Source organism: Halorubrum ezzemoulense DSM 17463, assembly GCF_002114285.1.
Classification (GTDB): Archaea; Halobacteriota; Halobacteria; order Halobacteriales; family Haloferacaceae; genus Halorubrum; species Halorubrum ezzemoulense.
Window position 1 is genome coordinate 45,058 of sequence record NZ_NEDJ01000015.1, and the last position, 11,439, is coordinate 56,496.

Below are 11,439 nucleotides of genomic sequence, written 5' to 3' on the forward strand. Positions count from 1 at the left end.
ACTCATGCGGGGGTTCTACATCGGCCGGTATCAGCCGTTCCACCACGGCCACCGGCACATGGTGGAAGAGATCGCGGCGGAGGTCGACGAGCTCGTCTTGGGGATCGGCTCCGCCGGCGACTCTCACACCACGCGGAACCCATTCACCGCCGGCGAGCGCGTGATGATGGTGACGAAGGCGGTCGGGGAGCTCGACGCCACCACCTACGTCGTCCCGATCGAGGACCTCGACCGGAACTCCGTGTGGGTGAGCCACGTCCAGAGCATGACCCCGCGCTTCGACGTGGCCTACTCGAACAACCCGCTCGTGGTCCGCCTGTTCGAGGAGGCGGGCGTCGAGGTGCGCCAGTCGCCGATGTTCCGCCGCGACGTGCTGGAGGGGACCGAACTCCGCGAGCGCATGATCCGCGGCCGGGAGTGGGCCGACCTCGTCCCCGACCCCGTCGTCGACGTGATCCGCGAAGTCGACGGCGTCGAGCGCATCCGCCGCATCGCGGAGACGGACTCGAACGGCGGCGAGCCGTCCGACCTGTAGCGCGGCGATCCGTGTAAAGAGGGCTGATCGCCTCGGACCGCCGATCGCGCACCGACCGCGGATCGCTTCGAAGCCTCGGCGCCGACTCCGACGCTCCGGCCGCCTGCCCGTGGACAGATACCGAGACCGGCGACGACGACGCCCGTTCCATTTAACCCCGCGCCGCACGCGGGTTCCGGTATGATCACGCTCACCTCGGACTTTGGGTCGCCGTACCCCGCCGCGATGAAGGGAGTGATTCGCCGGCACACTGACGCCGAGCTGATCGATGTTGCGCACGATCTGCCGCGCGGGGACCCCCGGGCCGCCGCGTTCTGGCTCCGGTTCGTCCTCCCGGAGTTCCCGCCGGCGGTCCACTGCGCCGTCGTCGACCCCGGCGTCGGCACCGACCGGGACGCCCTCGTCGTCCGGGCCGGCGCGCACGTCATCGTCGCGCCCGACAACGGGCTCGCGATGCCGCCGGCCCGCGCGCTGGCGGCCGGCGAGTCGGATGTCGAGGTCTGGTCCATCGCGGTCGACGACCCCGCGAGCGAGACGTTCCACGGCCGCGACGTGTTCGCGCCGACCGCGGCCCGCGTCCGGACGGCGCTCGACGACGAACTGACGGCGTCGGACGGGGAGCCCGCGGTCGACGCGGTCGCCGAAGCGCTCGCGGGGATCGACGACCTCGCGCCCGCGAACGACCCCGTGGACGTCCGCTTTCCCGAGCCGTCGGTCGAACGCGACGCGGGCGAGGCCGAGAAGGACACCGACGCCGAGGACGGTACCGACGACGAGGCCGACACCGGCGACGTGGTCGCCGTTGACGGCGAAGTGCTCGCGATCGACCGGTTCGGCAACGTGATCACCAACGTCCCCGGCGAGCTTGTCCGCGGCCGGGACTGGGTCCGCGTGAACGGCGACCTCACGCCGGTCGCGGAGACGTTCGGCGCCGTCGACCCCGGCGAGCGCCTCGTCACGGTCGGGAGCCACGGCTACGCGGAGTGTGACGTGAACGACGGCCGGGGCGACGGCGCGTTCGACCTCCGACCGGGCGACGCGGTCCGGTTCGTTCCCGACAGCGTCAGCCTCTGAGTCCGAAAAACCGGTTACAGCTCGACGCCGGAGGGAATCAGGCTCTCGCTGCGGAGCAGGTTCCCCTCCTGGTCGTACACGAGGAAGGTGTCCTTGTCGTAGGCGACGAGGCGCTCGCCGTCGACATCGATCTCGACGCGGTACCGCGCGTCGCCGTCGTCGGTCGCGTCGCGCGCGGCGTGGATGAACGGGAGTACGTCCGTCGCCGTCTCGTTGAGTTCGAGGATGAAGTCGCCCGTGTATCGGTTGGTGACGCCGACGACGCCCTCCGGCTCGTCCGCCTCGTCCAGCGGCTCGCGGAGCCGGAAGGCGACGTCGATCTGGTCGGCCGCGAGCAGGTCGTCGTCCGTCTCGACGATGATGTCCTCGCTTTCGCCCCCCGAGAGTCGCTCGCGGAGGAGATCCTCCGGACCGTGGAAGTCGATCCGCACCAGCGGGGGCGACTGGGAGCCGGCGTCGTTTCCGACGCCCTCGACGGTCAACTCGAAGTAGTCACGCCGCATTTCCTATCGGATGCTTTGCGGTCCGGCCGTATCAACGTAACGGGCGGAGCGGCGGCGCGGAACCGACGATGCTCGGGCGTCCGCGCCGCGCCGGGACCGGATCGGCACTCGGTCGGGACCGCGGCGGCGGACCTCGATGTCGGTCCTGATAATCGTCGGGGGTAGTTTAACTTCCCCCCGCCTCTAGGGCACCGTATCTATGGCGAGCGAGGCCGGCGAGAGCGACCTCGGCGACCGGATCGAGGCCCTCCAGCGGCGGCTCTCCCGGACGTGGGAGCTGCTTCAGGGGTCGACGCTCGACGTCCGGCCGTTCCGCCCGGGCGAGGACGGCCCGCTCGCGTCGTTCGTCGTTCCGGAAGACGAGACCGAAGTCGACCGGTACTGGGTGAACGCGCCGTACGCGTACGTCGTGATCACCTACGACGACGCCGAGAGCGAACACCGCTACTACGCGGTCGAGCCCGAGCTCGACGCGTTCGAGCGCGAGCTCCTCGACCGCGTCGTCGACGACATCCGCGACCCCCTCCTCTACCGCGAGGGGAGCGGCAAGACCGACGAAGAGACGCTCAGGACCGAACTCGAGACGCTCCTGGAGGGGTACGGCGTCGAGGCCGAGATGGACACGTTCCACGCGCTGGTGTACTACCTCTACCGCGACTTCCGCGGCTTCGGGAAGGTCGACCCCCTGCTGAACGACCGCCACATCGAGGATGTCTCCTGTGACGGCTACGACCTCCCGATCTTCGTCTACCACGACGAGTACACCGACATCGAGACGAACGTCTCCTTCGGACAGGAGGCGCTCGACAGCTACGTGATCCGGCTCGCGCAGCAGTCCGGCCGCCACGTCTCGGTCGGCGACCCCATCGTCGAGACGACGCTCCCCGACGGCTCACGCGCGGAGCTGGCGCTCGGCGAGGAGGTGACCCCGCGCGGCTCGGCGTTCACGATCCGCCAGTACGCCGAGGACCCGTTCACCCCCGTCGACCTCGTGGAGTACGGCACGTTCTCCGTCGAGCAGATGGCGTACTTCTGGCTCTGTATCGAGCACAACAAGAGCCTCATCTTCGCGGGCGGCACCGCGTCCGGGAAGACCACCTCGATGAACGCGGTGTCGATGTTCGTCCCGCCGCGGGCGAAGGTGCTCACCATCGAGGACACCCGCGAGCTCTCGCTGTACCACGACAACTGGCTCTCGGCGGTCACCCGCGAGCGCCGGTACGAGGGGACCGACATCGACATGTACGACCTTCTGCGGTCGGCGCTGCGCCACCGCCCCGAGTACATCGTCGTCGGCGAGGTGCGCGGCGAGGAGGCGATCACGCTCTTCCAGGCGATGAACACCGGTCACACCACGTTCTCGACGATGCACGCCGACTCGATCGAGACCGTGATCAACCGGCTGGAGAACGAGCCGATCAACGTGCCGCGCGCGATGGTTCAGTCGCTCGACATGCTGTCGGTCCAGACGCTCACCCGCGCCGACGACGAGCGCGTCCGCCGCGCGAAGACGATCGGCGAGATCGGCGGTATCGACCAGCGCACCGGGGAGCTCGACTACTCCTCGGCGTTCGAGTGGCGGCCGGACTCCGACACGTTCCGGCGCAACGACTCGTCGCTGCTGGAGGAGATCGCCGACGACCGCGGCTGGTCCCGGTCGGAGCTGCTCCGCGAGGTCCGGCGCCGCGAGCGATTCCTCGAACTCCTCTCCGCGCTCGGCATCGACGACTACCGCACGTTCACCGCCCTCGTCAACGAGTACTACGCCGACGCCGACCGCGTGATGGAGAAGCTCGATGAGCGCGCCGCCGCGGCCGACGGCGTCGACCCCGACGAGTTCGCGGCCGAAGACGCCTCGCCGGGCGGCGGCACCGACCGCGGCCCCGACGCCTCCGACGGCGACGGCGCGCGCGCCGGAGACGCGGGATCCGACGCCACGGACCGATGATCGAGTACCTCCCCCTCGTCGCCGCGGTCGCGGTCTGTCTCGCGCTCGCGCTGCCGCTCGTCGACGACCGGGCCGACCTGTTCGTCACCCGCGTCGCCCTGTCGGCGTTCGGCGACTACGTCGGCGAGAACGAGGCGCGGCGGCAGGCTCAGCGCGACCGGATGCGCGCGGCCCACGTCGCCGGCACGACGCACCGCGTGTACGCCTCCCGGACCCTGTTGTACGCCGCGGTCCTCGGGGTCGCCGGCAGCGTCATCGGCGTGTACGCGGCCGGCGCGCTGCTCGCCGCGCTTGACGTCGGCGAGGCCGCGATCCGCGCGGCGCTCCCGGGGTCGGTCGAGTTCGTCGCGGTCGTCGCGCGGCTCGCCGACCTCGGGCTCGGTCGGCTGTTCGTCCTGCTCGCGGTCGTCTCCGCGACGGTCGGCTCCGGCCTCGCGCTCGGCGCCTACCTCGCTCGGTGGCAGTTGCTCGACCAGCGCGCCGCCGCGCGGGCGGCGGAGATCGACGCCACGCTGCCGCGGACGGTCGCGTTCATGTACGCGCTCTCGCGCTCCGGGATGGCGTTTCCCCGGGTGATGGACACGCTCGCGGAGAACGAGGAGGTGTACGGCGAGGCCGCCGCCGAGCTGTCGGTCGCGGTCCGCGACATGAACGCCTTCGGAACCGACGCGCTCACCGCGCTCCAGCGCATCTCCCGGCGGACGCCGAGCGACGACTTGGCCGACTTCTCGGAGAACCTCGCGTCCGTCCTCGGCACCGGGCAGTCGGTGTCGGAGTTCCTCAACGACCAGTACGAGCGCTATCAGGCGGAGGCGGAGGCGAAACAGGAGCAGTACCTCGAACTGCTCTCGACGTTCGCCGAGGCGTACGTGACGGCGCTGGTCGCGGGTCCGCTGTTTTTCATCACCATCCTCGTCGTCATCGGGCTCGTCTTACAGGACACCCTCCCGCTCCTCCGCGTCGTCGTCTACCTCGGCGTGCCGCTCGCCACCTTCGGCTTCGTCGTCTACGTCGACAGCGTGACGCAGGGCGTCGGCGGCACCGAGACCGTCGCGGAGTCGTCGCTCGCGGACCCGGACACCCCCTCGGTCACGGGCGTGCGCCACGCCACGGACGAGCCCGGCGACCGGGGCGCCTCGCCGCGGTTCGACGGGGGAGCGGCCGCCGAGAGCGGCGCGGGCGGTTCCGGGGCGGACGGCGCCGGCGCGGGCGGTACCGGAGCGGACCGCTGGGCGGCGAGCCGGGAGCGGCTCCGCGTGTACGACCGCCTCCGGAGCGTGCGGCGGCTGGTCGCGTCGCCGGTCGAGACGGTGCTCGCCTCGCCGCGAACGGTGCTCCTCGCCGTCGTCCCGGCCGCGGTCGTCGGGCTGCTCGTCTTCGCGTTCCCGGTCACGCTCGGGACGCCCATGGAGATGATCGACCAGGTCGACGGCCCGCTCGTCGTCGCGACCGCCCTCGTCCTCGCGGCGTACGCGGTCGCCTACGAGTTCGGCAAGCGCCGCGTCCGCCGCGTCGAGTCCGCGGTGCCGGACTTCCTCGACCGGCTCGCCAGCGTCAACGAGGCGGGCACCGACGTGGTCGGCAGCGTCCGCCGCGTCGCCGACTCGAACCTGGAAGCCCTGACGGAGGACCTCCGCCGGACGCGCCGAGACATCGACTGGGGGGCGGACGTCTCCACGGCGCTGCGCCGGCTGGAGCGACGGGTCCGGTCGCCGATGACCTCCCGGGCGGTCGCGCTCGTCACCAACGCGATTCAGGCGAGCGGGGACGTGGGTCCCGTCCTCCGGATCGCGGCCGACGAATCGCGCGCGACGTGGGCGCTCCGGCGCGAACGCCGACAAGTGATGTTAACGTATCTCATCGTCATCTACATCTCCTTCCTCGTCTTCCTCGGGATCATCGCGGCGCTGTCGGTGTCGTTCATCCCGGCCATCGAGGCGGCGGGCGTCCCGGGGACGGGCGGCGGACTCCCCGACACCGGGAGCGGGGTCTCCGGCGGACCCGGCGGGATCACGGACGGGATCGGCGACATCGACGTGGCGGTCTACGAGCAGCTGTTCTTCCACGCCGCGTCGATCCAGGCGGTCTGCTCCGGGCTCGTCGCCGGACAGCTCGGAGAGGGGTCGGTCCGCGACGGCGTGAAACACGTCGTGGTGTTGCTCGCGCTCACGCTCGTCGCGTTCGCCGCGATCGGGGCGGTGTGAGGCGTCCGGTCGACATATCCCCGTCGCGGCCGAGAAGCCGGTATGGACCCGCAGCCGACCGGCGATCCGCAGTCGACGTACGACCGCATCGCGACCCACTTCTCGAAGACGCGGCAGTACGCGTGGCCCGAGGTGGAGTCGTTCTTAGAGGGTCGGTCGGGGGGGCTCGCGCTCGACGTCGGCTGCGGCAACGGCCGCCACACGGAGGCGCTCGCGGCGCGCACCGAGACCGCGGTCGGCCTCGACCTCAGCCGCGGGCTGCTCGCCGAGGCGACGGCCCGCGCCCGCGACCGGGGGTTCGCCGACGCGACCGCGTTCGTCCACGGCGACGCGACGGCGCTCCCGGTCCGCGACGGCGCGGTCGACCTCGCCGTCTACGTCGCCACGCTCCACCACCTCTCGCCGCGGAGCGCCCGCGTCGAGAGCCTGAACGAGCTGGCGCGCGTCCTCGCGCCCGGCGGCGTCGCGCTCGTCAGCGCGTGGAGCACGGCCCACGACCGGTTCGACCGCGACGAGGGGTTCGACACGACCGTCGACTGGACGCTGCCGGGCGGCGAGACGGTGCCTCGGTACTATCACATCTACTCGCCCGCAGAGTTCGAGACGGATCTCGGCGAGAGCGCTCTCGAAACGCGTCGAACGGAGCTATCCAGCGGGAACTGTTACGCGGAAGTCGAGCCGGAACGCCCCTGATTATCACAGACAATATCGACGGGGGTGGATTAAAGGGTCCCTGCCGACCGCCTGCTGGTAATGGCCGACACCTTCCTCGAACGGGTCCTGCGTCGGGTCGCGCCCGACGCGGTGGCCCGGAGTTACCTCGCGAAGTTCCTCGTCGCCCTCGTCATCGTCGTCCTCGCGATCGGCGCCGTCGGGGCCGTCACGTACGCGGAGACGACCGAGCAGCTCGAATCGAGCGCCCAGAGCGACTACACGGCCGTCGCGGAGCTGAGCGCCACCGAAGCCGGCAGCTGGACCGCCGACCGGCGCGGGACCGTCGCGGAGGCCGCTGACAACGACATCTACAGCGAGGACTCGGCCGCCGTCGCGGCGTATCTCTCCTCGCATCTGTCTCGGGCGAGCGACGGCGTGCTTGCGTTCCACTACATCGACCCCGAGGACGGCGCGGTACTCGCGTCGACCGACGAGGCGGGCGGGAACGGTGACCGAGCGGAGACGCTCACGAGCCAGCAGTGGTTCGACGACGGGCTCCTGCTCGGCGACACCGTCACCACGACGGCGACGTACGAGGTCGACGGCGAGCGCCGGGTCGCCTACGTGGCCGGGACGCCGAAACGAAAATACGTGGTCATGGAGGTCTCGCTCGGCTCGCTCGTCGGCGACTTCCGGCAACCGACGGACGGCACGTTCACGTCGATCGTCGAGACCGACGGCGAGATCGGCGCGAGCGATCGCGACGGCGTCGCGGGCGAGCGGTACGACGAACCGGTCCGGTCGCAGCTCTTCGACCGACAGAACCCGATCGGGTCCGTCCCGTCGGCGACGCTCGAACTCGCCGACGGCGAGCGGTACTTCGTCGCCTACGCCCCGGTTCCAACCGAGGCCTGGTACGTCGCGGTCCACGTCCCCCTCTCAGAGGCGTACGCGCTCTCGGGGATGATCGGGCGGAACCTGCTCCTCATCGTCGGCGTCGCGGTCGTCGGGCTCGGGCTCATCGGCGTGACGCTCGGCCGGGGGACCGTCGTCGAGCTGAACCAGCTCCGGGCCCGGGCGTCGGCGCTGGCCGACGGCGACCTCGACGTCGACTTCGACACGGCGCGGCGCGACGAGTTCGGCGACCTCGCCGGGGCGTTCGCGACCATGCGCGACTCCCTGCGCGAGCAGATCGAGTCGGCGGAGACGCAGCGCGAGCGCGCCGAGGCGGCGAAGGCGGAGAGCGAGGCGTTCGCCGACCGCCTGGAGTCGCGGGCGGGCGACTTCGGCGAGACATTGGCCTCCTGCGCCGACGGCGACCTCACGGCTCGGCTCGACGCAGAGCCGGACGACCCCGAGGCGCTCCGCGCGATCGCCGCGGAGTTCAACGACGCGATGGACGAGCTGGAGGCCGCGATCGCGGAGGTCGACGCGTTCGCGGTCGAAGTGGCCGACCGGAGCGACGCGGTCACCGACGGCACCGACGAGGCCGCCGCCGCCGGCCGGGAGACGAGCGACGCGGTCGACGAGATATCGGCCGGGGCGGAGCGGCAGAGCCGTCAGCTGGCCGAGGTCGCCGGCGAGATGGAGGACATGTCGGCGACCGTCGAGGAGGTCGCCGCCTCCGCGGACGAGGTCGCGACCACCTCCCGGCAGGCCGACGCGCTCACCGAGGAGGGGCGCGAGGCGGCCGCCGACGCCGTCGACGAGCTCCACGCGATCGAGTCCCGCTCGGAGTCCGCCGCGGAGACGGTCGAGCGGCTCGAGGCCGAGATGGCGGAGGTCGACGCGATCGTCGAGACGATCTCGGAGATCGCCGACCAGACGAACCTGCTCGCGCTCAACGCCTCGATCGAGGCCGCCCGCGCGGGCGAGGCCGGCTCCGGCTTCGCGGTCGTGGCCGAGGAGGTCAAGTCGCTCGCCGAGGCGACCCAGGCGTCCGCCGCGGAGGTGGAGTCGCTGATCGAGAGCCTCCGCGAGCGTACCGACGAGAGCGTCGACGAGATGGCCGCGATCCGCGAGGGCGTCGACGACGGGGTCGACGTCGTGGAGGACGCGGAGGACGCGCTCGCCGAGGTCGCCGACCGCGTGAGCGAGGCCGACGACGGCGTTCAGGAGATCTCCGGCGCGATGGACGCGCAGGCGCAGTCGGTCAACGAGGTGACCGGCGCGGTCGACGACCTTGCGGGCGTGAGCGAACAGACCACCGCCGAGGCGACCACCGTCGCCTCTGCCGCCGAGGAGCAGGCCGCCACGCTCGGCGAGGTGTCCGAACAGGCGCACGACCTCCACGAGCGCGCCAGCGACCTGCGGGAGATGACAGAGGGCTTCGAGGTCGACGCCGAGGCCGGGGACGACGTTGTCGGGGGCGCGGACGGCGATTCGGACGGCGAACCCGCCGCCGGCGGATCGGGCGAGACGGCGTTCACGTTCGGCGCGGACGAGGAGCCGTCCGACGCCGCCCCCGCCAGCACCGACGGCGGCACCGTTCACGGAACTGGAGAGCCAGGCGAGCCGCACGCCGACGACTCGGCGTAGCCGGAGACGGCTCTCAGCGAACGTTAGAACGAAGGAAAGTGGTCGTCGTCGCCCGCGGCGACGAGCACTACCGGTGATGTCGCGGCCGGGTGCCTCGCTTCTCAGTCAGCCATCGTCTCGTGGCTGACGCCTCGGTCCTCGGGGAGCGGCGCCACGAACCGGTAGGCCGCGTACAGCCCGAGCACCACGAGGCCGGCCAGCACGAAGCCGGTCCGGATCTCCGGGCTGATCAGCGGCATCGCGGTCACCTCGCCCGCCTCGTTCGTTATCGGGGCCGGGGCGAACGGTTTGCCGGTGAACGTCTCGACTAGTCCGAGGACCACGATGCCGAACAGCATCAGTCCCGCGCTCAACGCCCGTGCCGCCTTGTCAATGGTGTCTGTCATAGTGAATCACCTCTTAACCGAGCAGGTACCGCAGCTTGGGGTTCTGCTTGACGAGCGCCGTCTGTTCGAGGAGCGCGTCGAGCCCGTAGTACCGACCGGCCGCGAGCACGATCACGGTCATGAACAGGAACAGGCCCATCAGGTCGCTGTTGACGACGCCGTGACCGAAGCCGGCGTTCCCGACCCAGAACAGGACCATGAAGATGACCCCGCCGAACGCGGCCAACCGGGTGAACGCCCCCGCGATCAGCGCGAGGCCGATGAGCGTCTCGAACAGCGGCACGCCGGGCTCGATGAGCCACGCGAGGTTGTTCCCCATCCAGACGGGGATGCCGCCCAGCGCGGTGCCGGTCATGCCCTTCATGTACGACGGCCCGTAGGTGAACGCGAACCCGTTCTCGATGATCTTGGTGACCCCGGCGTGGAAGAACCACCACCCGGTCACGACGCGCAGGAACGCGATCCAGTAGGTCGCCCACGGTCCCTCTAGGGCGAACTCGACCTCGCCGACCAGCGGATTGCTCGATTGGTATGACATCGGTGTCACCTCACGGATGTACGTTGGGTGGGTACACACATATGTACCGTACAGGGTTCTAAGCGGCTGAAAAGCGTTCTAGAGCGCTGGGACACGTCCGCAGTATCGTGGCTCTTTAAGTATACACACCCGGATCGGCGCCGGGAATCGCGTTCGAGCCCCGTCAGAACACGGAACGCTTATGAAAGTCGTTCCGCCTACGTGTAGATGCGTCATCGACCGACGCGAGCGCCGGTGGTCTAGTGGTAGGACCTGAGCCTTCCAAGCTCATGGCCCGGGTTCAAATCCCGGCCGGCGCATTTCTCGAACGAAGTGAGAGAAATCGCCGCCGGGTTTGAACCCTATCAGTCGCGCGCAGCGAACGGAGTGAGCGAGCACGTCCGATTTCGGTTCAAATCCCGGCCGGCGCACTCCCTTCGGTCGTGCGCCGGCCGTACCCCCGCTCGCTCGCGGGAGTCCCGGCCGGCGCATTTTCTGAATCACTTCGTCGCTCGCTCTTCGGTAGACTGGCGGAACTAGCGGAATACATTGACAGCGATACAGTCCACGAGACTGTGGATCGGTGCCCCAGTAAGGTTCAGTGACCGGAGGAAGCCGTAGGTCCGAGCGGCCTGTTCCAAGCCCTGCTTGGACAGGCCGCGGAACTTCGCCAACCACGGTTGGAGCAGTGACCAGAGACACTCTACCTGGTTCGTGTGGACGCCTTTGTCGGAGACGTACCTCTCGTCGTGGACAACGTATTGGTGATCGTGCTCCATGCCTCGGTAAGCTGGCAGTCCATCGGTCCAGACCTCTCCCAGCGGCTGGGAGAGGTCGTCTGCTTCCTCGATAACTGGCCCAAGATCATCTTCATAGTCGCTTCCTTCCTGAGCTGAGACCACGCGAAGCACGTCGCGGCACGCCGCGACGAGCGTCAGTTCGTCACCCTGATTCCCTGTCCAGCGGGTACGTCCACCCTCGGGCGACCCGCCGCGGTTGAGTCCCTTCCGCGGCGGATCTTGGCCTTTGAAGCCCGAACACACCTGCTGTGTTTCATCGACCTGTGTTGGCCCATCGACT

The 11,439-nt window shown here is 70.0% G+C and carries 10 protein-coding genes and 1 tRNA gene; 7 read left to right on the forward strand and 4 right to left on the reverse strand.

Features of this window, described 5'->3' with window-relative positions; genetic code table 11:
* Positions 1-4 precede the first annotated feature (4 nt).
* Both B9H04_RS06400 and B9H04_RS06405 read left to right on the forward strand, forming a co-directional pair.
* A complete protein-coding gene (locus B9H04_RS06400) occupies positions 5-535 on the forward strand; it encodes a nicotinamide-nucleotide adenylyltransferase (RefSeq protein WP_049932786.1) in 531 nt (176 codons plus the stop codon).
* Positions 536-715: 180 nt separating this feature from the next.
* Positions 716-1,609, forward strand: coding sequence for an SAM hydrolase/SAM-dependent halogenase family protein (locus tag B9H04_RS06405; protein WP_049932785.1), 894 nt, complete (start codon positions 716-718; stop codon positions 1,607-1,609).
* Positions 1,610-1,623: 14 nt separating this feature from the next.
* Here B9H04_RS06405 and B9H04_RS06410 read toward each other — a convergent pair whose 3' ends face one another.
* Positions 1,624-2,112 carry a DUF5793 family protein gene (locus B9H04_RS06410; protein ID WP_049932784.1) on the reverse strand — a complete coding sequence of 163 codons (489 nt, stop codon included), beginning with the start codon at positions 2,110-2,112 and terminating at the stop codon, positions 1,624-1,626.
* A 199-nt stretch (positions 2,113-2,311) separates the two neighbouring features.
* On the opposite strand from B9H04_RS06410, the gene B9H04_RS06415 reads away from it, so the two are divergent.
* Genes B9H04_RS06415 through B9H04_RS06430 form a run of 4 tightly spaced genes read left to right on the forward strand, consistent with a single transcriptional unit; the run spans position 2,312 to position 9,456 of the window.
* Positions 2,312-4,060 carry a type II/IV secretion system ATPase subunit gene (locus tag B9H04_RS06415; protein WP_049932782.1) on the forward strand — a complete coding sequence of 583 codons (1,749 nt, stop codon included), beginning with the start codon at positions 2,312-2,314 and terminating at the stop codon, positions 4,058-4,060.
* Positions 4,057-6,264, forward strand: coding sequence for a type II secretion system F family protein (locus B9H04_RS06420; RefSeq protein ID WP_085682551.1), 2,208 nt, complete (start codon positions 4,057-4,059; stop codon positions 6,262-6,264). Before B9H04_RS06415 ends, B9H04_RS06420 begins: the two co-directional genes overlap by 4 nt.
* A gap of 42 nt (positions 6,265-6,306) precedes the next feature.
* The gene (locus tag B9H04_RS06425; protein ID WP_049932778.1) at positions 6,307-6,957 is read left to right on the forward strand and encodes a class I SAM-dependent methyltransferase; all 651 of its coding nucleotides are present in this window, start codon (positions 6,307-6,309) and stop codon (positions 6,955-6,957) included.
* A gap of 60 nt (positions 6,958-7,017) precedes the next feature.
* A complete protein-coding gene (locus B9H04_RS06430) occupies positions 7,018-9,456 on the forward strand; it encodes a methyl-accepting chemotaxis protein (protein ID WP_049932777.1) in 2,439 nt (812 codons plus the stop codon).
* Positions 9,457-9,557: 101 nt separating this feature from the next.
* Here B9H04_RS06430 and B9H04_RS06435 read toward each other — a convergent pair whose 3' ends face one another.
* Positions 9,558-9,842 carry a hypothetical protein gene (locus B9H04_RS06435; protein ID WP_049897570.1) on the reverse strand — a complete coding sequence of 95 codons (285 nt, stop codon included), beginning with the start codon at positions 9,840-9,842 and terminating at the stop codon, positions 9,558-9,560.
* Positions 9,843-9,855: 13 nt separating this feature from the next.
* A complete protein-coding gene (locus B9H04_RS06440) occupies positions 9,856-10,380 on the reverse strand; it encodes a DoxX family protein (RefSeq protein WP_049932775.1) in 525 nt (174 codons plus the stop codon).
* Between the two features lie 228 nt (positions 10,381-10,608).
* Here B9H04_RS06440 and B9H04_RS06445 point away from each other — a divergent pair.
* A tRNA-Gly gene (locus B9H04_RS06445) sits at positions 10,609-10,679 on the forward strand.
* 216 nt (positions 10,680-10,895) lie between these two features.
* Here B9H04_RS06445 and B9H04_RS06450 read toward each other — a convergent pair.
* On the reverse strand, positions 10,896-11,439 hold a 544-nt coding region (locus B9H04_RS06450), incomplete at its 5' end, for an IS1595 family transposase (protein WP_139835035.1).

Coding starts and splice junctions, on each gene's coding strand:
- B9H04_RS06400 (WP_049932786.1), top strand. CDS start 5: ATGCGGGGGTTCTACATCGGCCGGTATCAGCCGTTCCACCACGGCCAC.
- B9H04_RS06405 (WP_049932785.1), top strand. CDS start 716: ATGATCACGCTCACCTCGGACTTTGGGTCGCCGTACCCCGCCGCGATG.
- B9H04_RS06410 (WP_049932784.1), bottom strand. CDS start 2,112: ATGCGGCGTGACTACTTCGAGTTGACCGTCGAGGGCGTCGGAAACGAC.
- B9H04_RS06415 (WP_049932782.1), top strand. CDS start 2,312: ATGGCGAGCGAGGCCGGCGAGAGCGACCTCGGCGACCGGATCGAGGCC.
- B9H04_RS06420 (WP_085682551.1), top strand. CDS start 4,057: ATGATCGAGTACCTCCCCCTCGTCGCCGCGGTCGCGGTCTGTCTCGCG.
- B9H04_RS06425 (WP_049932778.1), top strand. CDS start 6,307: ATGGACCCGCAGCCGACCGGCGATCCGCAGTCGACGTACGACCGCATC.
- B9H04_RS06430 (WP_049932777.1), top strand. CDS start 7,018: ATGGCCGACACCTTCCTCGAACGGGTCCTGCGTCGGGTCGCGCCCGAC.
- B9H04_RS06435 (WP_049897570.1), bottom strand. CDS start 9,842: ATGACAGACACCATTGACAAGGCGGCACGGGCGTTGAGCGCGGGACTG.
- B9H04_RS06440 (WP_049932775.1), bottom strand. CDS start 10,380: ATGTCATACCAATCGAGCAATCCGCTGGTCGGCGAGGTCGAGTTCGCC.